At 67.3% G+C, this 23,057-nt stretch carries 22 protein-coding genes and 2 tRNA genes; 9 read left to right on the top strand and 15 right to left on the bottom strand.

Annotated elements, in window-relative coordinates; translation table 11 throughout:
- Nucleotides 1–59 precede the first annotated feature (59 nt).
- The 3 genes from C0R66_RS05740 (at nt 60) to C0R66_RS05730 (ending at nt 3,079) form a co-directional block, all read left to right on the top strand.
- Nucleotides 60–132 (top strand) — tRNA-Lys (locus tag C0R66_RS05740).
- A 293-nt stretch (nt 133–425) separates the two neighbouring features.
- Nucleotides 426–1,700, top strand: coding sequence for a hypothetical protein (locus tag C0R66_RS05735; protein WP_199286838.1), 1,275 nt, complete (start codon nt 426–428; stop codon nt 1,698–1,700).
- Between the two features lie 239 nt (nt 1,701–1,939).
- Nucleotides 1,940–3,079: an SNIPE associated domain-containing protein gene (locus C0R66_RS05730; RefSeq protein ID WP_199286837.1), complete on the top strand. Its 1,140-nt coding sequence runs from the start codon at nt 1,940–1,942 to the stop codon at nt 3,077–3,079.
- A gap of 1,210 nt (nt 3,080–4,289) precedes the next feature.
- On the opposite strand, the gene istB is transcribed toward C0R66_RS05730, so the two are convergent.
- The 3 genes from istB to C0R66_RS05715 all read right to left on the bottom strand — a co-directional run bounded on the left by istB (nt 4,290) and on the right by C0R66_RS05715 (nt 7,936).
- A complete protein-coding gene (gene istB, locus C0R66_RS05725) occupies nt 4,290–5,090 on the bottom strand; it encodes an IS21-like element helper ATPase IstB (protein ID WP_101523886.1) in 801 nt (266 codons plus the stop codon).
- Nucleotides 5,090–6,316 carry an IS21 family transposase gene (istA, locus tag C0R66_RS05720; RefSeq protein ID WP_158647919.1) on the bottom strand — a complete coding sequence of 409 codons (1,227 nt, stop codon included), beginning with the start codon at nt 6,314–6,316 and terminating at the stop codon, nt 5,090–5,092. Before istA ends, istB begins: the two co-directional genes overlap by 1 nt.
- Before the next feature lie 585 nt (nt 6,317–6,901).
- Nucleotides 6,902–7,936: a DUF4238 domain-containing protein gene (locus tag C0R66_RS05715; RefSeq protein WP_101523885.1), complete on the bottom strand. Its 1,035-nt coding sequence runs from the start codon at nt 7,934–7,936 to the stop codon at nt 6,902–6,904.
- Between the two features lie 503 nt (nt 7,937–8,439).
- Between C0R66_RS05715 and C0R66_RS18600 the strand changes: the two genes are divergently transcribed.
- Nucleotides 8,440–9,210 carry a hypothetical protein gene (locus tag C0R66_RS18600; RefSeq protein WP_158647918.1) on the top strand — a complete coding sequence of 257 codons (771 nt, stop codon included), beginning with the start codon at nt 8,440–8,442 and terminating at the stop codon, nt 9,208–9,210.
- Between the two features lie 1,735 nt (nt 9,211–10,945).
- On the opposite strand, the gene C0R66_RS05705 is transcribed toward C0R66_RS18600, so the two are convergent.
- Nucleotides 10,946–11,392 (bottom strand): calcium-binding protein, encoded by a 447-nt coding sequence (locus C0R66_RS05705; RefSeq protein WP_422385612.1) that lies wholly within the window; start codon nt 11,390–11,392, stop codon nt 10,946–10,948.
- On the bottom strand, nt 11,332–12,156 hold the full coding sequence (locus tag C0R66_RS19330; protein WP_158647917.1) for a calcium-binding protein: 825 nt from the start codon (nt 12,154–12,156) through the stop codon (nt 11,332–11,334). The genes C0R66_RS05705 and C0R66_RS19330 overlap by 61 nt, the downstream gene beginning before the upstream one ends.
- Nucleotides 12,157–12,675: 519 nt before the next feature.
- Here C0R66_RS19330 and C0R66_RS05695 point away from each other — a divergent pair.
- On the top strand, nt 12,676–14,199 hold the full coding sequence (locus tag C0R66_RS05695; protein WP_101523882.1) for a sensor histidine kinase: 1,524 nt from the start codon (nt 12,676–12,678) through the stop codon (nt 14,197–14,199).
- Nucleotides 14,200–14,215: 16 nt separating this feature from the next.
- Nucleotides 14,216–15,190 carry a hypothetical protein gene (locus C0R66_RS05690; protein WP_158647916.1) on the top strand — a complete coding sequence of 325 codons (975 nt, stop codon included), beginning with the start codon at nt 14,216–14,218 and terminating at the stop codon, nt 15,188–15,190.
- A gap of 61 nt (nt 15,191–15,251) precedes the next feature.
- Here the strand turns inward: C0R66_RS05690 and C0R66_RS05685 are convergent, their stop codons facing one another.
- From C0R66_RS05685 to C0R66_RS05665, 6 genes are read right to left on the bottom strand one after another with little or no spacing between them, the layout of a single operon-like run.
- Entirely contained in the window at nt 15,252–15,515 is a 264-nt protein-coding gene (locus C0R66_RS05685) for a GroES family chaperonin (protein ID WP_479684920.1), read from the bottom strand.
- On the bottom strand, nt 15,508–15,759 hold the full coding sequence (locus C0R66_RS05680; protein WP_240311640.1) for a DUF3618 domain-containing protein: 252 nt from the start codon (nt 15,757–15,759) through the stop codon (nt 15,508–15,510). Before C0R66_RS05680 ends, C0R66_RS05685 begins: the two co-directional genes overlap by 8 nt.
- Complete coding sequence (locus C0R66_RS05675) at nt 15,756–16,511, bottom strand: energy-coupling factor ABC transporter ATP-binding protein (protein ID WP_101523880.1); 756 nt, start codon at nt 16,509–16,511, stop codon at nt 15,756–15,758. The genes C0R66_RS05680 and C0R66_RS05675 overlap by 4 nt, the downstream gene beginning before the upstream one ends.
- Nucleotides 16,508–17,176, bottom strand: a complete 669-nt coding sequence (gene cbiQ / locus C0R66_RS05670) for a cobalt ECF transporter T component CbiQ (RefSeq protein ID WP_101523879.1) — start codon at nt 17,174–17,176, stop codon at nt 16,508–16,510. Before cbiQ ends, C0R66_RS05675 begins: the two co-directional genes overlap by 4 nt.
- Before the next feature lie 5 nt (nt 17,177–17,181).
- A complete protein-coding gene (locus tag C0R66_RS18955; protein WP_199286836.1) occupies nt 17,182–17,520 on the bottom strand; it encodes a PDGLE domain-containing protein in 339 nt (112 codons plus the stop codon).
- Nucleotides 17,517–18,209, bottom strand: a complete 693-nt coding sequence (locus C0R66_RS05665) for an energy-coupling factor ABC transporter permease (protein ID WP_199286835.1) — start codon at nt 18,207–18,209, stop codon at nt 17,517–17,519. Before C0R66_RS05665 ends, C0R66_RS18955 begins: the two co-directional genes overlap by 4 nt.
- Nucleotides 18,210–18,256: 47 nt before the next feature.
- Here C0R66_RS05665 and bcp point away from each other — a divergent pair, with 47 nt between their 5' ends.
- The 3 genes from bcp (at nt 18,257) to C0R66_RS05650 (ending at nt 19,845) form a co-directional block, all read left to right on the top strand.
- The gene (gene bcp, locus C0R66_RS05660; RefSeq protein ID WP_101523878.1) at nt 18,257–18,727 is read left to right on the top strand and encodes a thioredoxin-dependent thiol peroxidase; all 471 of its coding nucleotides are present in this window, start codon (nt 18,257–18,259) and stop codon (nt 18,725–18,727) included.
- A gap of 67 nt (nt 18,728–18,794) precedes the next feature.
- Nucleotides 18,795–18,876 (top strand) — tRNA-Leu (locus C0R66_RS05655).
- A 90-nt stretch (nt 18,877–18,966) separates the two neighbouring features.
- Entirely contained in the window at nt 18,967–19,845 is an 879-nt protein-coding gene (locus tag C0R66_RS05650; RefSeq protein WP_101523877.1) for a bile acid:sodium symporter family protein, read from the top strand.
- A gap of 18 nt (nt 19,846–19,863) precedes the next feature.
- Here the strand turns inward: C0R66_RS05650 and rdgB are convergent, their stop codons facing one another.
- Genes rdgB through C0R66_RS05630 form a run of 4 tightly spaced genes read right to left on the bottom strand, consistent with a single transcriptional unit; the run spans nt 19,864 to nt 22,975 of the window.
- A complete protein-coding gene (gene rdgB, locus C0R66_RS05645; RefSeq protein WP_101523876.1) occupies nt 19,864–20,475 on the bottom strand; it encodes an RdgB/HAM1 family non-canonical purine NTP pyrophosphatase in 612 nt (203 codons plus the stop codon).
- Nucleotides 20,468–21,244 (bottom strand): ribonuclease PH, encoded by a 777-nt coding sequence (gene rph, locus C0R66_RS05640; RefSeq protein ID WP_101523875.1) that lies wholly within the window; start codon nt 21,242–21,244, stop codon nt 20,468–20,470. Before rph ends, rdgB begins: the two co-directional genes overlap by 8 nt.
- Before the next feature lie 43 nt (nt 21,245–21,287).
- Complete coding sequence (locus tag C0R66_RS05635) at nt 21,288–22,064, bottom strand: ABC transporter permease (RefSeq protein ID WP_101523874.1); 777 nt, start codon at nt 22,062–22,064, stop codon at nt 21,288–21,290.
- Nucleotides 22,061–22,975 carry an ABC transporter ATP-binding protein gene (locus tag C0R66_RS05630; RefSeq protein WP_101523873.1) on the bottom strand — a complete coding sequence of 305 codons (915 nt, stop codon included), beginning with the start codon at nt 22,973–22,975 and terminating at the stop codon, nt 22,061–22,063. Before C0R66_RS05630 ends, C0R66_RS05635 begins: the two co-directional genes overlap by 4 nt.
- Between the last annotated feature and the right edge of the window lie 82 nt (nt 22,976–23,057).

Raw genomic sequence — 23,057 nt, 5'->3', positions numbered from 1 at the left:
GGGGGCTGATTTGTCGCCCCTGAGGGCCGCTGGTAGTGTTGCTCTCGCTTCACCGGCATGCGCCATTAGCTCAATTGGCAGAGCAGCTGACTCTTAATCAGCGGGTTCGGGGTTCAAGTCCCTGATGGCGTACATCCAGCAAAACCGCAGGTCACACCACGTGACCTGCGGTTTTGTGTTTTCTCCAGCAGGCCACGGTTCATCCGCGGGACGGCGTCCGCGCCCGGTGACCACAACTTCCGACCACAACTGGACCCCGATCACGTGGTCACACCCCCTCCTCGAAGAGCTTCCCGACACGCTGCGCGCCAACGAGGGACAAAACTCAATTCGGGTTTGGTACCGCCTCCAAGTTTCGCTGCATGTGTCGGTCCGTGGGTCTACGGTGCTGAGCGTTCCGGAGAATCCAGGTGAAGGGGGCAATCATGGCGAAGCGCGGCTTTTTCGCGGAGCTGAACTATCAGGCGCAGCAGGCGGAGAAACGCCGACGGCAGCAGGAGGCGCAGGCTGTTCGCGCGCGTAGCTCTGCGGTTCGCGAGCACGAGCGTTCCCTAAAGGCCGCCGAAAGGGCCCGGGCCACTGCTGCCCGAGCATCCGACGCGCAGCGCAAGGCCGCGGAGAAGGAAGCGGCTCGCCTTCATGTCGAGGCACGAACCGCAGAGGTCGAAGCCATGAACAACGACCTCGCCTCGTCGTACGAAGACATCGATGGGCTGCTCGCCTGGACCCTCGGCACCGACGACTACGTCGACCTGGAGTCGTTGAAGGTCACTGCCGAGCACCCGCCTTTTGACCCCGGGACGCTCGGCACTCCAATTCCGCCCGTTTCTGAACTTGTGGACCCGCCGGAACCGACCTACGAAGAGCCCCCGGCGCCTAAGGGTCTCGCTGGAGCATTCGGCGGGAAGAAGAAGCACGATGCGGCCCTCGCTGCCGCCCAGGCCGAGCACCAGCGGCAGATCGAGCATTGGACCATCACCAAGGCCAAGAAGCACGCCGACCTGGTAGCAGCAAGGGTGGTTCGCGAGAAGAACGAAGTGAACCGACTCATGAAGTTCGCAGAGTCACAGGCCGCCTACGAGGCCGAATGCGCCCAGCGCGATGCAGAAGCCATGGCTCAGAACGAACAGCTGACCAAGTTCATCAACGACCTCGCGTTCGACGTCGAGTACGCCATTGAGGACTACGTCGGCATCGTTCTCTCGAACTCCGTCTACCCCGACGTGTTCCCGGTCGAGCACGATCACAGTTTTGACCTCGCCTCCCGCGAACTCACGCTTCAGGTAGCCATCCCCGAGCCGTCCACGGTGCCTTCGGTTAAGGAGTATCGCTACGTAAAGGCCAAGGACGAGATCACAGCCAGCCCGCTCACCGCGAAGGCTCAAAAGGACCGGTACACCGCAGCCGTACACCAGGTAGCTGTCCGCACACTCCACGAGGTCTTTGAAGCAGACCGCGCCGGCAAGATCCACTCCGTCGCACTCACCGTCGGCGTTAACCGCGTCGCTCCTGCGACTGGACAGCCCGAGTACGTGCCGCTCGTGATGGTCGCCGCAGATCGAGAGACATTCAATTCCTTCGACCTTGCAAACGTCGTACCGTCTGCCACCCTTGACCACCTCGGTGCCGCGGTGTCGAAGTCCCCGTTCGACCTCACTCCGGCGAATACCAGCCGCGGCGTCCGGCAGCGTGGCCAGTAATGCGGTTCAACCCGCCACCCGGCTGGCCAAAGCCGCCTGCCAGCTGGATCCCGCCGGCCGACTGGAAGCCAGACCCCTCTTGGCCGCCAATGCCGGATGGGTGGCAATTGTGGTTGCCAGACGACGACGCCTCTACGCAACCGGCTTCGTCAGCCTCTCAGGTGCCCCCGCTGACTTCCGAGGTGCTGGTGCAACCGAGCGTCGGCCCAGCCCCGACCGAGCCGCCGAGGCCGTCGCCTGTGACGCAACCCCACCTCCCCTCGACCGCAGCTACGAACCAGACCACTGCGCTCCTGCGTCGCATCGCGGATCTCGAGAATGCGCTCACCCAGGCCGGCGGCAGCGAGGTCATCGAGTTGAACGACCAGCGAGTGCTCCAGGACGTCGGCATCTACCGCTACCACCACCCGCTTGAGGACGCAGCGGCATACAGAGACCGACTGGCGCAGATCGATAGCCGTATCGACGAACTGGTGAAGGGAAACTTGGCAGTCCTTGCTGCGGATCTGTTTACTTTCGACGGGTCGCTCGCAAAGGGACGCAAAATGGTAGGAGACTTCGCCAAGCTCATGCTTCGTGCATACAACGCCGAAGCTGACAACTGTGTTCGATCACTGCGCAACGGCAACATCTCCACCGCCAAGAAGCGGCTGGAGAACGCAATGAAGGCCATTGAGAAACTCGGCGTCCTTATGGAGATGCGAGTCAACCCCGACTACCACCAACTGCGGATTGCAGAGCTCGAGCTCACCGCGGACTACCAGATGAAGGTCCAAGCGGAGAAAGAGCAGGCTCGCGAGGAACGTGAACTGCTTCGGGAGCAGCGCAAGGCCGAACAGGAGTTGGCTGCGGAGCGCGAACGACTCGAGAAGGAGAAGTCACACTACGAGACAGCGCTCGCGCAACTCCGTGCGAATGGCGACCACCAAGCCGCAGATGAACTCGCAGGCCGCCTCGCCCAGATCGAGGACGCCATCGAAGCTAATGACTACCGCACCGCCAACATCCGCGCTGGATACATTTACGTCATTTCCAACCTTGGCGCCCTTGGGCCCAACATCGTGAAGATTGGCATGACCCGTCGCCTCGAACCCAGGGATCGTGTACGAGAGCTTGGCGATGCGTCCGTGCCGTTTCTCTACGACACCCACGCACTGTTCTTCTCAGATGACGCTGTCACGCTTGAGAACGAACTGCACAAGGCGTTCGCTGATCGAAGAGTCAACTTCGTCAACGAACGCCGGGAGTTCTTCTTCGCCACACCGTCGGAGGTTCGAGATGTCCTCCTCCAGAAGGTCGGCGGGCTCTTAGAGTTCAACGAGACCCCGGAAGCACCTGAGTACTACCAATCCAGGAGCCGCTGGCCCGCCCTTTCGTAGGCTCGCACATGCGGGTGCAGGACGTAGGCATCGTTGTCGGTCGCCTCGTACCGCAAATGGTTCAGGCCCCAGGCCGGTGAGCGACCGCACCGGTTCCCCTGATGCCGATGGAGGTCGCACTCGAAAATCTGACGTCCAGATGCTGCAGCCACCTACGCCACCAGCAGGGGGCCTGGTGCCAGCGCGCAGTGGCTTCCCTGAGCTCGAGGCCGAGGTGGGCGTTCGCCTGCGCACGGACATGAATTGTGACAGCCCCCAGGAGGCGATCCCAGGTAGCAACGGGCGACCATCTCGATCACCAAGAGCCGATTCGCCCGAAGCGCGGCGCTGCTGAGCAGCGTCCTCGTCGCCGTGGCGAGCGCCCTGGGTCGGACCTCGGGGGTGAAGTCGTGGACTAGATCTTCCCCGCCGGTCTCGGCTCGCTTTCTATCCAAGCGCGTCGCCCTGCGAGTGGCAGAGTCGACGACGCGCGACAAAGCCTGAGGGCTGCTGACAACTGTCATGAGTTGGTGGTGACAACCAGACTGCGAACGCTTCCCCTTAGCCTTCGCGGCTACGGTCGACGCATATCACGCATGAAAGGAGCACTCCTGTTCACGTTGCTGCGCCAACCGGCGGTCCACCAGGCGGTGGAGCGGTGGCGATCCGTCGGTCCCGAGGAGCTGGATGGCTGCCAGATGGGCGCCCATAGTGGGTGGAGTGCCGCAGTCCGATTACCGGTTGCCGAATTGATCTCTACTAAGTCAAGGGCGCCGGCTTCGCCGGCGCTCCCCGCGCGCTGCGGGCATGCGGCCTGGCGGCCGGTCCCTCCGCGCTGCGGGGCGGGTATGGGGAGCGGACGAATCCGATCCCAGGGAGGCTACTGCGACTCTCCGGCTGGAGCGACGATTCCTTTCTGTTCCTTCTCTGGCTCAGCACTTACCAGTCCCCAAGCCTCACGCAGCTTCTCGCGACGCTGTCTACCCTCGTCAAGGTCCTGCAAACTCAGATACGTCGCTTGATTCGTGTATGTGATTTAACTCGAAGGGTGGATTAGGTTGCCCAACTCGAGGTTGAAGTGGCACAGCTTGGACCACTGAGAACGCCCCGCGATCAAGCCCTCAAGGACAACCCGATGACTCGTTCCCACAGGCACGAGACCAGGGTTGTCGGCAACGCTCGGATCTGGGGCCGATCCGACGGTGGAAAACGAGGCCACCGGTTGTGGGTTCTAGTCTGCCGTGTCTTGGGTTCTGATGCTGGGCAGGGTGTCGATGCCGCGGTTGCGTAGTCGGTAGCTGGCGCCCTTCAGGGTCAGGACGTCGGCGTGGTGCACGACGCGGTCGATCATCGCGGCGGCGACGGCTTGGTCGCCGAAGACGCCGCCCCAGCCGCTGAAGGGCAGGTTGGATGTGAGGATCAGCGAGGCGTGCTCGTAGCGACTGGACACGAGCTGGAAGAACAGGTTCGCGGCGTCTTGTTCGAAGGGCAGGTAGCCGACCTCGTCGACGATGATCAGCCCGTAGCGGCGTAGCCGGGTGAGCTCTTGGGGTAGCCGGCCGGCGCGGTGGGCGTCGGTGAGTCGGGTGATCCACTCGGTGGCGGTGGCGAACAGGACCCGGTGGCCGTGGTGCGCGGCGGCGATGCCCAGGCCGGTGGCTAGGTGGGTCTTTCCGGTGCCGGGCGGTCCGAGCAGCACGATGTTGCGGGCCTCGGTCAGGAACCCGCCGGACGCCAGGGCGGCGATCTGCTGCCGGACTCCTGGTTGGGCGTCCCAGTCGAACTCCTCGAGCGTCTTCCGGGCACCGAACCCGGCAGCACGGATCCGCAGCTGGGCCCCGGATGCGTTGCGGGCGGCGACCTCGCGGTCCAGGACTGCGGCCAGGTACTCCTCATGGGTCCACCCGGAGTCGCGGGCGTGGTCGGCCAACCGGGCAGCGGACTCGGTGATCCGGGGCGCCTTCAACGCACTGGCCAGGTAGGTGAGCTGCTTGAGCGCCTCACCAGTGGCCGGCTTCTTCGCCGCGCCCATCAGGCCACATCCTCATCGCTGCCGTGGGTGAGTCCGAAGGCGCGGTCGTAGTCGGCCAGGTCCCGCACCAGCGGGTCGTCTGGTTCGGCGGTGGCAGGGACGGGTGTCAGGTACTGCTCGCGCAGGACCTTTGCGGCCGCGACATGGGCCGGGTCGGTGATCGTCTGCCCGCGTGCCCAGACCCGGTCGTGCCGTGCCACGACCCGCCCATCGTGGCTGACCTGGACCTGGCGCAGGTCAGCGGTGACGTCGACGAACCGGCCGATCAGTGCCGGGTCGACGGAGTAGTCCGATGAGTCCAGGCGCACGTAGTAGTCGCGTCCCAACCGGACCCGGTTGGTCCAGCCCACCACCGGTGCCACCGGCGGCAGGGGCAGCATCGCGGCCTTGTCGACCTCGACCAGATCGACCGGGCGGGCCTTGATCGTGCGGACCGTCCGGGCGTTCGCGATCGTCAGCCACTCAGCCAACTGGGTGTTGAAGTCCGCTGGCGACGCGAACGTCCGACCGGGCATGAAGGAGGTCTCGAAGAACTGGTTGCGTCGCTCCACGATCCCCTTGGACTCCGGATCCCGGGGCCGCAGCCGGTGCAGGCTGGTGGCCAGCGTGCCGGTGAACGCCGCGACCCCTTCGGCGTGACGCTTGCCGCGGCCGATGCCGGGCTCGTTGTCCCAGATCAACCGTCGCGGCACCCGCCCCAACTCCTGCACCAGTTCCCAGGTCGCGGTCAGCAGGTCCTCGGTCCGACGGGTAGGGATCATCCGACCCAGGACGAACCGGGAGTGCGCGGCGGTGATCACCAGCACCGGCAACAACACCTTCGTGCCGTCCTCGAGCGGGATCTTCCTCGGCGGGAACCACAAGTCGCACTGCGCCGCATCCCCGGCCGCCCAGACCAACCGGTCCGCAGGGTCGACCGGCCGATGCTCGGGACGAAGCCGCCGAACGTGGTCACGGAACCAGGTGATCGACCCGGTCCATCCCACCCGTTCGGCCAGCACGGTGGCCGGCATGTCCGGGGTGTCCTTCAACAGCTGACGCACCCGAGCCTCGTAGGGATCGAACGACGTCGGGACCGCCGGCCGCTCGTACTTCGGTGGCCCATCCGAGGCCACCGCCCGCGCCACCGTCGACCGTCCGACCCCCAAATCCCGCGCGACCTGCCGCTGCGGAACCCCGTCCGCGACCAGCCGCCGAATCAGAGCCCAATCCTCCACTGAGATCACCCACCCAATCTGTCGGGGTGGCCTCGTTTTCGCCCGTCGCTATGGCCTCATTTTCGAGCGTCGTCGACAAGGGTAATTTCCCATGAAGACCGCCACGGTTTCGTGCGCAGATCGACCGGCGACGACGAACGCTTTGCGCGCGTCTCGTTCATCACCATGTGGCTCGACTTTCGAAGCAGTCCATTCCCACTCAAGACTGTGCCCAGACGCCAGGAAACGGAGTTGAAGCCGAACCACAATGAGCGGCATGGCACCCGTGTTGTACACCACAAGTGGTAGCCGCAGGACGGAGCGTTTGTCACGTTTGATATGCGCAGCCCAGGTCGTTGGCTCGATACCCATCAACCTTCCTCGCCGGGCATTGAGCCACCAGAAAGAAGCAACAGTAAAGGCTAAGGCCATAACGGAGATGGCCAAGGCTGCATAGGTCACTCAGGCAGTGTGACACCGTCGCCCATCGTCCGGGCGACCATTAGTGGCTCATCACAGATGAGGGTGTAGTGGTCGTGTCGGAGGTCGGGACTGGGTAGAAAGCGAGGCAACCCCGGTGCGCAGCACGCCAACTTCCGCCAGATTGGTCTCACGTCAATCGGATGCGAACAGCGGCTCACCGTCAAAATCCATATCAACGAGACCACCCATCGGCTTGATGTTGACCACGTCCGGCTCGGGCAGATTGACAGGGACGTACCGCTCGTCCTCGGGGTGGTGAAAGACGTACTCCCTAGCCGATTCCGCCGTGTGCAGGTTGAACAGTTTCTCCATTGCTGTGGTCCCTGACTGGATCCGGTCGATCCGTCCGGCAAGCACCATCTCGCGGAGCTGCTGGACACGCGGATCTTCCGCTCCGGCACCCTCCAACATCGCCATGGGATCACTCATGAGCAGCCCCAACTTGCGAGTGAGCGGGAAGGTGACGCCCCGTGCCGTCGCGAAGCCGACTCCTTCCCATGGCTCGTCATCCGGTCGGCGCACCAGACTGACTGGGGCATCCGATGTGATGAGGGAGCGTCGGTCGAAGCGAACGAGTCCCCAGGGACGGATGGCAAGGTAGGGCGTCAGTTCGATTGCGGTCGCGACCGTGTTCTGAATGTGAGCCAGGTTTGAGAATCCGATCGGCGGTCCACCGGGCTGGGTGGCTTCGTCCCAAATTCGATCCTCTTGCTCCGGCGACGGATCGAACCCAAGGTTCTCACGGATCCAAGTACCGACGTTCTTGCGACCACCGACACCTACCTCGAGCCGAACCATGGTCGCGCGGAGGTGCTCGGTTGTCCTCCGGGTATCCGGCCCGCGCACGCTTTGCAAGGCCATGTAGTGGGCGAAGGCCCACCTGTTCTCCTCGGAGGGAGGAAACTCGCCCTTGGCAAAGCCCCTGATGATACCGAGGGCCTGGCCCTCGACTTCGCTGAGCGCCTTCTCGAACGCATCCGGCTCCTCGAACTCGCCGACCGTGTGGAAGTGGTTCTGCGCAGCCACGTTCTTCACGCTCGGCGTGTATGGCGGCCGGGTGCGGTCAAGGGGCACGACCCTGATGCGCTCTTGGCTCGTCGCGAATCCCCGAAGGTACCCCTGCGGCACATAGTGATGGAGCTTCGCAGCGCTCTTCTTGCCGGTCATGCGCGCATCATCTCTGCGCTCGCACCTGATTCGCGCTCACCCGTGCAACCCCCCATACCTCGTGCATCTGCGCACCTCTTCGATTTTGACTGGAGACCCCTCGTCACGACGACAGTCTTCCCGACGGGACCGACAGGCTGAGCGACAAGCGGAAGGAACCGCTCTTCGCGCAGGGGCGACAGAGCGACCACCAGAGTCAGTCTGCGGCAACAGGGATACGTTCCCTGTCAGAACTGGCAAGGACATCTAGGAATCTCCAACGATGCGGAGTGCATATTCGAAGGAAGACTCGTTAACTTCTACGATTCGCCCTTCCGATAATCCTTAACCTCCGGGTGGACTCTAGCCCAACTAGGGTGCAAAGCCGCGACCCTCGCACCGTCCCCGTCCCCGTCCCCGTCCCCGACGGTCAGGTCTCACGATCAGGACGAATCGACCTTTGCCCTGCAGCCGAGATTGTTGATCGCCCGTAGGGCACCCCGTTCTACTGAGATAGTGCGGGAGTGACGAACGATGAGAGCGGTCCAATCCTCAGCCCCGACGGTATGCAGAAGTGGAATGGACAGGAGTGGGCCGCCGTTGAACCGGACGACCACCGCATCGTCAGCCCCGATGGGACCCAGTTCTGGGATGGACAGGGATGGGTCCCCGCAACCCCCCAAGCGCCCCGACCCGGCGATCCAGTTGGACCGTTCCACTCCAACGTTGCTGCCCCCTACCCAGACCACGGCGTAGCGAACAGTTGGGCCTGGCTACTCGCTCTATCCCCGATCCCGATCTTGGGGGTGAGTGTGTTCTGGGAAAGCGATTGGACGATTCCTCTTTCGGCGTTGCTGGTGCTGGCCGCCGCGCAGTGTGCATATCGCGATCACGAGGTCCTCCATTCTGCTGGCCACACGAGTCGCGCGTTCTGGTTGCTCACCCTCCTCCTATATGTAGTCGGAGCGCCAGCGCACCTCATCAACCGCACACGTCTTACTAGGACAACCGTCGCGCTCCCCATCGTCTGGTTCGTACTAATGGTGAGCGGAGTTGGAATTGCGATCTGGTCTTGGTCGCAAACGGAGGTTGAGATCCCTGCGATGGAGCGGGCAATCGAGCAGGAGTTGGACGAGGCAGGAATCGTCGACACCAGCGTTTCCTGCCCAGTTGACCGAAATTACGGCGATGGCGACTTCGTAATCTGCGCCGTTGAGGACGTCGACGGCGGTCAGACCGAGGTCTACTTGAAGATGCTGAACGACGGCTACTATGAATGGGAGTACCATCCCTAAGCGGCAGAACGTGATGTGACCTGCGGTCTACTGCTTGCACCCATCTGGACTTGAACCCAAACAAGGGGCCAGTTCAAGATGTCACCTATCCGTACATCACCCCCGATCATCCAATAGCAGGTATTAGGTGCAGCTGTCACTGGGCCACGTTCGGGGCGTACGTCCGGCATCACTGTGTCCTGATCAAGAAGCTGCTCCTGGGGCCGCTACCCGGTGCGCACGGTGTTGCGTCCTGACAGCGGATGACGCCTTCACACGGATGGTCGAACGGGCCTGCTGGGTGAACGGCCCTTCGAAGCCGCTGCGCCTGACTAGCCTCAGTTCGTGCCCGACGCAGAGAGGACTTCAAGTGGCTCAGTATCACCGACGCGGACACTGGCGTAAAAGCACGAGCGGAACGATTCACTGGGTCTCCGGCCACACTGTGAACCGCCTCCCGGTGCCTTGGCTGAAGTCCTCTCGTTCCCCGCTCTTCCGCGTCTCCAGCCCGCCCAGAGGCTCTGGCGACACTCCACCGTCGTCTCACTCGACCGGGTCATATCCCCCAGGCGCATGGGAAACCATGCCACGCACCCCCAACGCCATCTGTCCCCTTTGCAAAGCGCCGGTCTGGTTTTTTCGAGACGAATTCGGCGGGTGCGCATACTTCAACCTGATCGGACCACCGTGGCCCAAACACCCCTGCATGGACATTCCGCATTCAGCCCAGGACCGACGCGCTGAGGCGTCGGTGAAAACGGCTTACACCAAAACGGTCATAGGGATCACCGAAGCAGCGCGTCGACTGGACGCGGCGTCAAGAATCCACAGCGCCAGGACCCATTCCCAAGTCTCGTCGACCTCCTCCAACATCGAGACGCGACAACGCCCCGCCGAACAGAGCGGCTCGGAGAACTAGGGGGCAGGCGCGGCACCCGCCCCCGGAGCAGATGCACGCGGCTTTCGGCTAGGCGGCCCAGTGGTGCCGGGCCGCCAAGTCCCAACGCTGCATGCGAAGCGATTACCCGATCGATCACCTAACCAGTCTCTCGCAGCGCACCGCTGCTTCATGACTGCAGTTCAGACGGCAGCCGAGGCGCACTATCCAGCACGAGCCAACTGCCGAACGGCCTCACCTGACCATGCGGATGGCCGTTAAACACCAACGCGCACATCCATGCCGAGGCTCTTAATCAACGGGTTCGGGGTTCAAGTCCCTGATGGCGTACATCCAGCAAAACCGCAGGTCAAACCACGTGACCTGCGGTTTTGTGTTTCTTGGGCGCGCCACGTTATCCGCGCGGCCGCGTCGGCGCCCGGCGACCACCACGGGGACCGAGCGGGGCTGATGCACGATCAACGACAACGCAATTAAATGTCGTTCCCGACCTCCAGCCCAAGGCCGCAAGCATCGTCGACCCGAGGGCTGCCGTCGCGGCAATTTGCCGAGCAGGCGCCTGGCACACCAGCGTCAAGCACCTGGCAGGACACGACATCCATCAACGCGCCGGGTTGTCGAATTCACCCTTACTTAGTCAAGGCGCGGCTGCGCCGCGCCGCCAGGTCTGCGCTCCGGGCATGCGGCCTGACAGCCGGTCTCTGCGCGCAACCGGACTAGTCGGGTCCCACGCCCCGGGTCGACCCGACGACTCCGCCCCGCCTGAGGCTGGTGACCCTTCCTCGCACTTATGGGGGACTGCACGCCCCCGAAGCGCAGGGATCCCCGCCTAAGCGGGGATCCCGGCACCGCAGCCCCTCAGCGCTGGAAGCCCGCGGCCCTGCCAGCAGCCAGCCCGGGCACCGGCCCGTAGGGCCACCCCTCGGGCAGGTAGTCGATCACGGTGATCGACTCGCACGTGCCCGGGCCGTAGTCGGCTTTCAGCTTGTCGAGCGGGTCGATCCGGCCCACGTAGATGACCTTGTCGTTCTTCCCCTCAGCGCTGGTGCCGCGGTCGTCCACGTCGTCGCAGAGGATCTCGTCGTAGTCTCCGTCGTCGTACAGGTAGACGGTGTCGTTGCCCTGCTCGCCGAAGATCTTGTCCTTGCCGGCGCCGACGAAGAACGTGTCGTCGCCCGGGTCGCCCTTGACCAGCGGGTCGTCGCCGTCGCCGTCGATGAGCACGTCGTTGCCGTCACCGGCGTTCATCGCGTAGTCGTCGCCGGGTCCGGCATCGAGGACGTCGTCACCACCGAGGCCGAGCAGCTTGTCGCGCCCCTCCCCGCCCAGGATGGTGTCGTTGCCCGGTCCGCCGTTGAGCTCGGGCTTGCCGTCGGTGCCGTTGTCGAACCCCGCCTGCACCGACCCGGCGACCGGGGGACGCCGTCGTCGCCGGGCCCGCCCTCGATGTGGTCGTCGCCGTCGCCGCCGTTGATCCGGTCCGAGCCCTCCGCGCCGTACAGCGTGTCGTTGCCGCTGGCACCGGCGAGGAAGTCGTCGCCGAGCTCGCCGTAGATGACGTCGTCGCCGGTATCCCCGCCGAGGGAGTCGTTGCCGTCGCCGCCGTAGATGAGGTCGTTGTCGTCGCCACCGGAGACTTTGTCGTTGCCGCCGTCGCCGTACACCGTGTCCGCACCCTCGGCCGCGATCAGGCTGTCGTTGCCGGCTCCGCCGCGGAGCACGTCGACCCCGCCCTGGCCCTTGAGCGTGTCCCGGCCACCGCCGCCGGCCAGGTCATCGTTGCCCGGGCCGCCCACGACGGTGTCCTTGCCGGACCCACCGTCCAGCAGGTCGTTGCCGTTGCCGCCCATCAGCAGGTCGTTGCCGGACTCGCCGTACAGGGAGTCGCGGTGGTCCTGACCCCACAGCTGGTCGTTGCCGCCGCCGCCGTAGACGGTGTCCTCGCCGGTGCCGGCCTTCACGACGTCCTTGCCGGCCTTGGCCTTGACCGTGTCCTTGCCACCCAGCGAGCTGATCCGGTCGGGCTTGTTGGTCCCGCTGATCTTGTCGTTGCCCCGCGACCCACTCATCGCCTGACCCTGAGCTGGGGCGGTCGCCAGGGTCATGGCGAGGCCTACGGTCAGGGCGGCGACGGAGATCGACGCGGTACGGCGGAGTGGGCTGCGCGAGGACATGCGGGCCTCCAGAGGCTGCGTGTTCGGACGTCGCCGGGGAGGGGCAACTCAGGCTTCGCGAGCCTAAAGGTCCGGCCCGGCGCCTCGCCGGGTTATCCCTCGATTGTGCCGCGCGCACCCAACCAGGCCGCCGCGCGTGCCGCCCGCGAGGTCGGCCGGCTGAACGCCCCGTCATCGGCATTTTCTGCGATTCTCACCCCGAAGGTGTCCCGGTACGTGGTCTTATGTCGTCAACCATGCAGCGCTGGGGGGCGCGCCGACGTGGCACGACGTCGAGGGGAGCAGCGTGCCCAAGTCCGGGATGACCAGGGCGCTGCTCCTGCTGACCCTCTGCACCGCCCTCGGGCTGGGTGCCGACGTGCGCGCCCCGAGGCCGCCGAAGGATTCGGTGCCTATCCCCTGGGCCTGCTCGCCGTGGTTCTGCTCCAGGTCAGACCCGCCCAGCTGCGGTGGGTCGCCCCGTTCGCTGCCCTCGTCACCGGGCTCGCCCTGTGGTGGACGGGCCAGTCGGTGGTCGAGTCGATCGCCTACTCCCTCGGCGCCGTCGTCGCCGCCGTCCTGGCACTCGCCATCCTCCGCGCGCACGCCGGTCCGCTCAAGCTGAGGTCGGAGAGCGACCTGCTGAGGATCATCGTGGCCGCCGTCGCCGGCGCGCTGGTCGTGGGTCTGGCCACGTTCGTCGCCGGGTCCGTCACCGAGGTGGAGGACCTGCGCTCCCTCACCGGCGGCTCGCTGATCAACGAGGCGGCGTCCCTGCTGCTGTGGCTGCCGCTGGCGATGGACCGCCTCAGGGTCCCGAGCCTCGCGGGCAACCTCGAGCGCTGGGTGCAGTGGATCCTGGTGCTGACCGTGACGGTCGTGGTCTTCGGGGCCATCTACACACCGTCCTTCGCCTACCTCGTGCTCGCCGTCATGGGCTGGGCCGGACTCCGGTTCGCGCTGCTGGAGACCCTGCTCCAGCTGATCGTGGTGCGCCTGATCGCCATGACGTTCACCGCCCACGGGATGGGACCGTTCTCCGAGACCGGTCACCGCACCAACCTGCCGCCGGACCTGGAGATCGCCTTCGTCCAGCTCTTCCTCATCACCTGCTCCATCGCCGTGGTGGCGCTGAGCCTGAGCAGCACCAGGGCCCGGGTCGACAGCCGCAAGCAGGCCCTGGCGCGCGCCGACGCCGTCGCCGACAGCAAGCTCAGCGTGGTGGTCGAGGAGCTGGAGGCCGAGCGCTCGGCCCTGGAGGAGCTCCGCGAGGTCGACCGGGTCAAGGACGCGTTCGTCTCCAACGTCAGCCACGAGCTCCGCACCCCGATCACCAACATCATCGGCTACACCGAGCTGCTCGACGACGGGGACTACGGCCAGCTCACTCCCCTGCAGAACGGCGCGATGGAGCGGATCGGCGAGAACGGCCGACGACTGCTCTCCCTCATCGACGACCTGCTGACGCTGTCGCGGCTCCGCTCCGTGGACATGGAGCTCTCCACCACGCCGGTGGACCTGGTCGCCATGGTCCGGAGCGCGGAACGGATCATCGCTCCTCGGGTCCACGCTGCCGGTCTGAGCCTGGAGATGGACCTGGGCGACCGGCCGGTCGTCGTCCGGGGCGACGGCGAGAAGCTGGAGCGAGTGATGCTCAACCTGATGTCCAACGCCGTGAAGTTCACGCCCCAGCCCGGGCAGGTCACCGTCGGGCTGCGCCAGGTCGACTCCCGGGCCGTGCTCAGCGTCTCCGACACCGGACACGGCATCCCCGCCGAGGACCTCGGCAAGCTGTTCTCCCAGTTCTTCCGCACCAGCCTGGCGCAGGAACGCCAGATCCAGGGCACCGGACTGGGCCTCTCGATCGTGCGGGCCATCGTGGAGAGTCACGGCGGGCACATCGAGGTCGAGTCCGAGGTGGACGCCGGCACCACGTTCAGCGTCCACCTGCCCCTGTGAGGAAGACTGCTCGACGATGAGCACGACACCGACGCCGACCCACATGACCACCGCCGAGCAGTGGTTCCTCGGCCACGGGCTCCCCTACTTCGTCGACGACGTACGCGCCCGGGTCTCGCACGGTCTGGGCCGCGGGCGGCTGCGGGCCGTCCTGGCGGCCTCGGTCCTGGTGGCCGGTACGGCGTTCATCGTCGGCGCGCTGGTCTCCGATCGCTACACCGGGGCGGCCGCGGCGCTGACGTCGGCCGGAGTCGTCCTCGGCCTCTATGCCCTGGCCACGCTGCAGGTCCGGCTCTGGCTGCGGTGGGCGGTCCGCAAGACCCTCTCCTCGCTGGAGCTGATGATTCCGCTGGTAGCGCGGGCCCTGCCGATGCTGATGCTCTTCATCACCTTCCTCTTCATCAACGCCGAGGTCTGGGAGGTCGCGGCCCGGCTCTCCGGAGGAGTCATGTGGACCGCGGTGCTGGGCTTCGCCGCGGCGGCCGTGGGCTTCCTGGCCTCCCGGCTGCCCGAGGAGCTCGACGCCTTCACCGCGGAGCTCGACCCCTCCCGCATCGAGGAGGCCTGCGCCGGCACCCCGTTCGCCGCCTGGTCCCGCGGAGTCGGCATCGGCACGGCCGTGGCGTCACCGTCGCGGCTGGAGCGAGCCAACCTGATCCTGGTGCTGCTGGCCGCGCAGGCCATCCAGGTGCTGCTGCTGAGCGTGGCGGTCTTCGTCTTCTTCATCGGCTTCGGGATCGTCGCCATCCCCGACGAGGTCGCGGCCAACTGGGTGGGCACCGACCCCACGCCCGCGCTCGGCGCGATCTCCTGGGAGCTGGTCCGGGTCGCGGTGTTCCTCGCCGCGTTCTCCGGCCTCTACTTCGCCGTGTACGCCGTCACCGACGAGGCCTACCGGCGCCAGTTCTTCACCGACGTCACCGACGAGCTGCGCACCGCCGTCTCGACCCGGGCCGTCTACCGCGCGATGCGGGACGGCGCTCAGAGGTAGAGGCCGGTCGCCTCTGCCTGCAGCCGCTCCGCGGCCACCGCATGCACGTCGCGCTCACGCATCACGACGTACACCTCGCCGCTGACCTCGACCTCGGCCTTGTCCTCGGGTCGTAGAGCACCCGGTCACCGGGCTCCACCGCACGCGCCTGGGGACCGACGGCGACCACCCGTGCCCACGCGAGCCGCCGCGCACCCATCGCCGCGGTCGCCGGGATGACGATGCCGCCGGAGGAACGCCGCTCCCCCGCCTCACTGTCCTGTTCCACCAGCAGCCGGTCGTGGAGCATCTTGATGGGAGCCTTGACGTCGAGCCCCTCAGTCACGGGCGATCTTGCGGATCACCGCGAAGACCAGCACGAACCCGGCGATGCCGGCGACCGTCTTGAGGATGTTGTCCGTGCGGGGCGCACCGGTGTCGAGGTCGACGTAGTGCGCCTTGATGGAGGTGACCTCGCGGTTGACGATGGTCTTGGGGTGTGCCCGGTAGAGGAGCTGGTCGATGGTGCCGGCCAAGCGGTCCCGGGTCATCTCGATCTCGCGCTCGAGCGCGGAGGCGTCGTTGGTCACCTGGGAAGGCTACCAATGGTGCGGGGGTCGAAGCCGAACGGGAGCTCCAGCCGGTGGGCAGCCATGAGCTGGTCGTCGGTCAGCACGTCGTACGTCGACCCGTCGGCGACCACCACGCCGTCGCTGAGCACCACCGACCGCGGGCACAGCTCCAGGGCGTAGGGCAGGTCGTGGGTGACCATCAGCACCGTCACCTCCAGCGAGCGCAGGATGTCGGCCAGCTCTCGACGGCTCGCCGGGTCCAGGTTGGAGCTCGGCTCGTCCAGCACCAGGATCTCCGGCTCCATCACCAGCACGGTCGCCAGGGCGACCCGTCGACGCTGGCCGAAGGAGAGGTGGTGCGGTGGACGGTCGGCGAAGTCGGCCATCCCGACCTGGTCCAGGGCTGCCATCACCCGGGTGTCCAGGGCTGACCCACGGACCCCCATGTTGCGCAGCCCGAACTCCACGTCGGCGCGCACACTGCCCAGGAACAGCTGGTCGTCGGGGTCCTGGAACACGATGCCCACCCGCCGCCGGATCTCGGCGAGGTGCGGCTTGGAGACCTCCAGGCCGCTGACCGCGACTCGGCCCGCCCCAGCGGTGAGGATGCCGTTGAGGTGCAGCACCAGGGTGGTCTTGCCCGCACCGTTGGGGCCCAGCAGCGCCACCCGCTCGCCGGAGTGCACGTGCAGGTCGACCCCGAAGAGCGCCTGGTGGCCGTCGGGGTAGGCGTAGGCGAGTCCCTGCACGTCCAGGACGGGGGCGCTCATCGGGGCAGCCTCCCGTCGTACCCGCGCGAGAGCATCGCGAGGTGGACCCGCTCGCCGCGCTCGTAGGAGCGGATGAACAGCGCTCCCAGGGAGCGCGCCAGCATCGGCCAGTGCCGCGGCCACCGCGGGTCCGCGCCGCGGGAGCGCATCGAGGTCATCATCCGTCCCAGCTCGCCGATGACCACGCTGAGGTAACGGATCATGAACCCCATGATCTGCACGATCAGGTCGGGCATCCGCAGCCGGGTCAGGCCACGCAGCAGCTCCTCGGGCTCCGTGGTGGCAGCCAGGGTGAGCGAGGCGAGCACGCCCAGGGTGCCCTTGACCAGCAGCCCCCAGGCGGCGACGAGGCCGGTCTCGGAGACGCTGAGCCCCAGCAGCTCGGTGCGCGGCCCGGTCGCGACGAACGGCACCAGCAGCGCGAAGACCGCGAACGGCACCTCGACCACCATCCGCTTCGCGAGGTAGCCGGCAGGGACCCGGGACAGCGCCACCACGCCCAGCAGCACCGCGGCCTCGACGCCGAAGGCCCAGAGCCACTCCCGCGGGGTGGCGACCACCAGCAGCATGAAGGCCACCAGCGCCACGACCTTGACGTGCCCCGGAGCCCGGTGCACCACGCTGTGGCCGTGGTAGTGCAGCAGGTGGCCGTGCCCGGCGCCCACCGCGCTCAGCTCGGCTCGGTGTGCTGGGGCTCGGTGTGCTGGGACTCGTCGTCGCCGCGGCGGCGCAGCGCGAGGAAGAGGCCGCCGGAGACCACCAGGACCAGCAGCACGCCGGCCACCCCGGCGATACCGCCGGAGAGGCGCTCGTTGTCGATCCCGGTGGTCTGGTAGTCCGCGAGCGGACTGTCCGAGGCGGCGTGCTCCTCCTCGGCGGTGTCCAGGAAGCCGGTCTGCTCCGCGACGTACTCCAGGCCGTCGGGGTGGGCGCTGGCGTAGTAGCTGGCGAACCCGGCGACCAGGAGCGCGACCAGCAGGGAGACGACGTAGAAGGACCGGCGGCTCATGAGCGCGCCTCCGCGTCCCGGATCTCCAGGGTGCGGCCGGCGACCAGTGGGCGAGCGCCGTACACCAGGTCGGGCCGCACCGCCACGACGCTGCCGACGACCAGGCCGGTGATCACCGCCTCGCCGATGCCGATCACGACGTGCCAGCCCACCATCGCCTTCAGCACCGTCGCGCCCTCCACGGGCGCGGTGCCGCCGATGACGAAGAGCAGGGTGAAGACCGCCGCCGCCACCGGGACGCTGAGGAACGCGGCCACCGCGGCGGCGGGTGCGACCAGCGCGGGACGCTTGGGCAGCACCCGGCGCAGCGCGACGAAGACGAACCAACCGACCACGACGGTGACCAGTCCGATCAGGGTGATGTTGGTGCCCAGGGCGGTGATGCCGCCATCGGCCATCAGCAGGCCCTGCACCAGCAGCACCACGCTCAGGCAGAGCACCGCGGTCCACGGACCGACCAGCACGGCGGCCAGAGCGCCACCCATCAGGTGGCCGCTGGTCCCGGCACCGACGGGGAAGTTGATCATCTGGGCCGCGAAGACGAAGGCCGCGACGAGTCCGGCCATGGGGGCGGTACGGTCGTCGAGTTCGCGGCGGGCGCCCCTGAGAGCGATCGCCACACCGCCGGCGGCCACGACGCCGGTGGCCACCGACGTGGGGGCGTCGAGGAATCCGTCGGGAACATGCATGCCATCCACCCTACGTTATTGCGACTTATTCGCAACAAGGAGCCCCGTTGAGCCCGCGCCTCTCCCCCGGTGACCCCGCCCCCGACTTCACCCTGACCTCCGACACCGGTGAGCAGGTCTCGCTGGCGGACCTGCGCGGCCGCACGGTCATCGTGTACTTCTACCCCGCGGCCATGACGCCGGGCTGCACCAAGCAGGCCTGCGACTTCACCGACTCCCTGGACTCCCTGCAGGCGGCCGGCTACGAGGTCGTGGGCATCTCGCCGGACAAGCCGGAGAAGCTGGCCAAGTTCCGCGAGCGCGACGGCCTCACGATCACCCTGCTCTCGGACCCGGAGAAGCAGACCCTCACCGAGTACGGCGCCTTCGGCGAGAAGAAGCTCTACGGCAAGGTCGTCCAGGGCGTCATCCGCTCCACCATCGTCGTCGACCCCGAGGGCAAGGTCGCCCTCGCGCAGTACAACGTCAAGGCCACCGGCCACGTCGCCAAGCTGCGCCGCGACCTCGCGCTGGACTGAGCCGTGGCGTCCCGTGCCCACCTGGGCACGGGACGCACTGACGGTCATCCCTAGACTCAGCGGCACAGCCGAAGTGGTGGAACTGGCAGACACGCAGGTTTTAGGTACCTGTGCTCTAGGGCGTGCGGGTTCGAGTCCCGCCTTCGGCACCCGACCCCGACGCGGGCAGACCTGAGCGCACGCGAGACACCGGGCCGGACCCCTATCGCCGGTGTGAGCCATGCCACTACGTTCCGGTCATGGATTCTGCGCTCACCACCATCGGCCTGCCGATCGCCCTCGGCATCATCATGTTCGGCCTGGGCCTCGCCCTGACGCCCGGCGACTTCCGCAGGGTGGTGCGCAACCCCCGGGTGGTCACCATCGCCCTGGCGTGCCAGCTGGTGCTGCTGCCGCTGATCTGCTTCGGCCTGGTGGTGCTGCTGGACCTGCCCGCCCTGCTCGGGATCGGGATGCTGCTGCTGGCTGCCTCCCCCGGCGGCACCACGGCCGCCCTGTTCAGCCACCTCTTCCGCGGTGACGTAGCGCTGAACATCTCGCTCACCGCCATCAACACGGTCGTCGCGATCATCACCCTGCCGCTGATCACCGGCGCCGCGATCGCCTACTACGACCGCCAGGACGACGTGCAGATGCCGCTGGTGGAGATCGTGAAGGTCTTCGCACTGATCCTGCTCCCCGTGGGCCTGGGCATGCTGGTGCACGTCCGCAGCCCCGAGTTCGCCGCCGCCATGGACCGCCCGGTCCGCATCGGCTCCGCCGTCATCCTGGCGGTGCTGGTGGTCGGCATCCTGGTCAACCAGCGCTCCGAGGTCACCGGCTACGTGGCTGACATCGGACTGGCCGCCGCACTCTTCTGCGCGATCAGCCTCGGCGTCGGGTACGCCGTGCCGCGCGCCCTGGGTGTCAACGGCGCCCAGTCCATCTCATCGTCCATGGAGATCGGGGTGCACAACTCCACGCTGGCGATCTTCATGGCCGTGGAGGTGCTCGACGCCACCGAGGCCTCGGTGCCGGCGGCCGTCTACTCGATCATCATGTTCGTGTTCGCCGCGCTCTGGGGAGCCTGGATCTCCCGCCGGATCCGCGCGGAGGAGCCGACGCCGGCGCCCGTCTGAGCGACTCCGACGGCGAGATCAGCCGAGAGTCTTGGCCACCAGGGGCGCCAGCGCCCGCAGCGCCTTGCCCCGGTGGGAGATGCGGTCCTTCTCGGCCGGGTCGAGCTCGGCGCTGGTGAGACCGGCGTCCGCGTGCTCGTCGGCGACGAAGAGCACGTCGTAGCCGAAGCCGCCCGCTCCCCGGACCTCGCGGATGATCCGACCGTCCATCCGGCCGCGCACCACGTGCTCGGGGCCACCGGGCAGGCAGAACGCCACCGCGCACTCGAAGTGGGCGCCCCGGCGCTCGTCGGGCACGTCCTCGAGCTGGGCGAGCAGCAGCTCGTTGTTGCGCTCGTCGCTCTTGGGCGGCCCGGACCAGCGTGCGGAGAGCACCCCGGGCATCCCGTTGAGCGCGTCCACGCACAGCCCGCTGTCATCGGCGATCGAGGGACGACCGGTGACCGCGACCGCGGTGAGCGCCTTGAGCAGGGCGTTGCCCTCGAAGGTCGGCTCGTCCTCCACCGGCTCGTCGTACGCCGGGACGTCGTCGAGACCGAGCACCACGATGTCCGGCACGTGCTCGCGCAGGATCCGCTGCATCTCCTGCAGCTTCTTGGCGTTGCGGGTGGCCAGGAAGACCTCAGGCACTGCGACCCCCGGGCAGCGGCAGGGCCAGCGCCTCGCGCTGCATGCGGGTGAGGTCGGCGCACCCCTTCTCCCCCAGGCCCAGCAGCGCGTCGAGCTCGGCGCGGTCGAACGCCGCCCCTTCGGCGGTGCCCTGCACCTCGACGAACTTGCCCTCGCCGGTCATCACGATGTTCATGTCGGTCTCGGCGCGGACGTCCTCCTCGTAGGGGAGGTCGAGGCGCGGGACGCCGTCGATGATGCCCACGCTGACCGCGGCCACCGAGCCGGTCAGCGGCTCGCCGGTCAGCGCACCGGTCGAGCGCAGGTGGGCCACGGCGTCGGCCAGCGCGACGTACGCCCCGGTGATGGCGGCGGTGCGGGTGCCGCCGTCGGCCTGGAGCACGTCGCAGTCCAGCTGGATCGTGTTCTCCCCGAGCGCCTGGTAGTCGATGACTGCCCGCAGGGAGCGGCCGATGAGCCGGGAGATCTCGTGGGTGCGGCCGCCGATCCGCCCCTTGACCGACTCGCGGTCCGAGCGGGTGTTGGTGGCGGCGGGGAGCATCGCGTACTCAGCGGTGACCCAGCCCAGTCCGGAGCCCTTGCGCCAGCGCGGCACCCCCACCGACGCCGACGCCGCGCACAGCACGCGAGTACGGCCGAACTCCACCAGGACCGACCCCGCGGGGTGGTCCAGCCAGTTGCGGGTGAAGGTGATCTGGCGGAGCTCGTCGTCGGCGCGGCCGTCGGCGCGAGCAGCGGCACTCTCGGTGGGGGTGCTGTTCGAAGTCATGCCCACGACCCTATGGGCCCGGGCCGACAGCCGCAGCCCTGGGCTACTTCATCTCCGAGCGCAGCACCCGCCACAGGCCGACCGCGAACGGGAGCACCACCCAGAGCAGGGTGACCGACCCCAGCTGGGCCCACTCCTCGCCGGTCATGCCACCGTCGTTGAACAGCGGCACCTGGGCGGTTCCGAGGTCCACCCAGGCGGCGATCTCGTTGAGGGTGCCCCAGAACTGGGCGACCACGGTGAACGCGATGGGCAGCACGAAGTAGGCCACGATCGCCGCCGCGGAGTTGAGGAACAGCACGCCGAAGGCCACCCCCTGGAGCACCGCGAGCAGCTGCAGGATGGCGAACTTGCCGAAGTCGTCGGCGGCGATGTCGCGGAAGGCGTCGTTCGCTCCCCCCACCAGGGCGGCCACCAGCGCGATCAGGCACGCCACCACGATGGCCCCGAGGCCGAAGATCGTCGCCGCGACCGTCTTGGCCGCGATGACGCGCACCCGGGACGGCTCCAGGGTGAACGTGGTCAGCGTGGTGCGCTGGTTCCACTCGCTGGTGACCAGCAGGATCCCCAGCACCGGGAGCAGGAACCCCTGCGGGGTGGAGGTGGCACCCATGAAGTTGAAGAAGGTGCGGTCGGACGGGTCGGTGTTGAAGAAGACGATCAGGATGATCGCGACCGTGATCAGCGCGATCGCGGCCAGCAGCCAGATGCCGGCCCGGGTGTCGGCCATCTTGCGCAGCTCCACCGAGACCAGCCTGGTGAACGGGGTCCGGCGCGTGCCCGAGACGTCGAGGGTGTGGGAGGCGGTGGTGGCGCTCATGCCTTGGTTCCTTCCGAGAACTGGTCGCGCTGGGTGTCGGAGGTGAGCTCCAGGAAGAGCTTCTCCAGTCCGCCGTCGACCGCGCGGAGGTCGGTCAGGACGATCTTCTGGTCTGCTGCCAGCCGGCCCACAACCACCGGCTCCACGTCGACCCGGAAGCCGTCGCCGGCGGCGACGTGGGCCAGACCCGCGCCCTGCAGGGCGGCGCCGAGGTGCTGGTTGTCCAGCCCGGTCACGAAGGTGCCACCGCCGCCCGCCGAGGCGAGCAGCGTCCGCTTGTCGCCCTGGGCCACGATCTTGCCGTGCCCGATCAGGATCATCTCGTCGGCGATCAGCTCCACCTCGTTGAGCAGGTGGCTGGAGAGCAGCACGGTGCCGCCGCGCTCGGCATAGCTGCGCAGCAGGCCGCGCATCCAGTGGATGCCCGCCGGGTCCAGTCCGTTGGCCGGCTCGTCCAGGATCAGCACCGAGGGGTTGCCGAGCAGCGCGCTGGCGATGCCGAGGCGCTGGCGCATGCCCAGGGAGTAGTTGCGCACCCGGCGCTTGGACTCCGACTCCGTCAGGCTCACCAGCGCCAGCATCTCCTCGACGCGGGACTGCGGCAGGCCCATGGTGCGGGCCGCCACGGTGAGCACCTCGCGCCCCGTGCGCCCGGCGTGCTGCGCCGAGGCGTCCAGCAGGACGCCGACGTGGCGGCCGGGGTTGGGGATGTCGGCGTAGCGCATGCCGCCGATGGAGGTCGTGCCCTTCGACGGGTTGGTCAGCCCGACCATCATTCGCATCGTGGTGGTCTTGCCGGCACCGTTGGGACCGAGGAAGCCCGTGACCCGACCGGGCTCACAGGTGAAGGACACGTCGTCGACGGCGGTGAAGTCGCCGTACGACTTGGAGAGGCCTTGGACAGAGATCATGCGCGACATCCTGCCGTATCAGCGCGTGGCGCCGGTCACCCTGCCCCAGGGCGGCGTGCCGTCCTCCGGTCCTGCGAGCCGC

Source organism: Nocardioides houyundeii, assembly GCF_002865585.1.
GTDB classification, from domain to species: domain Bacteria; phylum Actinomycetota; class Actinomycetes; order Propionibacteriales; family Nocardioidaceae; genus Nocardioides; species Nocardioides houyundeii.
The sequence above is the reverse complement of the archived record's forward strand: the minus strand, read 5'-3'. Positions and strand labels throughout refer to the sequence as shown.

What these genes read in the sequence shown, in the direction of transcription:
- C0R66_RS05735 (WP_199286838.1), top strand. Translation starts at nt 426, where the DNA reads ATGGCGAAGCGCGGCTTTTTCGCGGAGCTGAACTATCAGGCGCAGCAG.
- istB (WP_101523886.1), bottom strand. Translation starts at nt 5,090, where the DNA reads ATGGGCGCGGCGAAGAAGCCGGCCACTGGTGAGGCGCTCAAGCAGCTC.
- C0R66_RS05715 (WP_101523885.1), bottom strand. Translation starts at nt 7,936, where the DNA reads ATGACCGGCAAGAAGAGCGCTGCGAAGCTCCATCACTATGTGCCGCAG.
- C0R66_RS19330 (WP_158647917.1), bottom strand. Translation starts at nt 12,156, where the DNA reads ATGAGTGGGTCGCGGGGCAACGACAAGATCAGCGGGACCAACAAGCCC.
- C0R66_RS05690 (WP_158647916.1), top strand. Translation starts at nt 14,216, where the DNA reads ATGAGCACGACACCGACGCCGACCCACATGACCACCGCCGAGCAGTGG.
- C0R66_RS05675 (WP_101523880.1), bottom strand. Translation starts at nt 16,511, where the DNA reads ATGAGCGCCCCCGTCCTGGACGTGCAGGGACTCGCCTACGCCTACCCC.
- C0R66_RS18955 (WP_199286836.1), bottom strand. Translation starts at nt 17,520, where the DNA reads ATGAGCCGCCGGTCCTTCTACGTCGTCTCCCTGCTGGTCGCGCTCCTG.
- C0R66_RS05665 (WP_199286835.1), bottom strand. Translation starts at nt 18,209, where the DNA reads ATGCATGTTCCCGACGGATTCCTCGACGCCCCCACGTCGGTGGCCACC.
- C0R66_RS05650 (WP_101523877.1), top strand. Translation starts at nt 18,967, where the DNA reads ATGGATTCTGCGCTCACCACCATCGGCCTGCCGATCGCCCTCGGCATC.
- rph (WP_101523875.1), bottom strand. Translation starts at nt 21,244, where the DNA reads ATGACTTCGAACAGCACCCCCACCGAGAGTGCCGCTGCTCGCGCCGAC.
- C0R66_RS05635 (WP_101523874.1), bottom strand. Translation starts at nt 22,064, where the DNA reads ATGAGCGCCACCACCGCCTCCCACACCCTCGACGTCTCGGGCACGCGC.
- C0R66_RS05630 (WP_101523873.1), bottom strand. Translation starts at nt 22,975, where the DNA reads ATGATCTCTGTCCAAGGCCTCTCCAAGTCGTACGGCGACTTCACCGCC.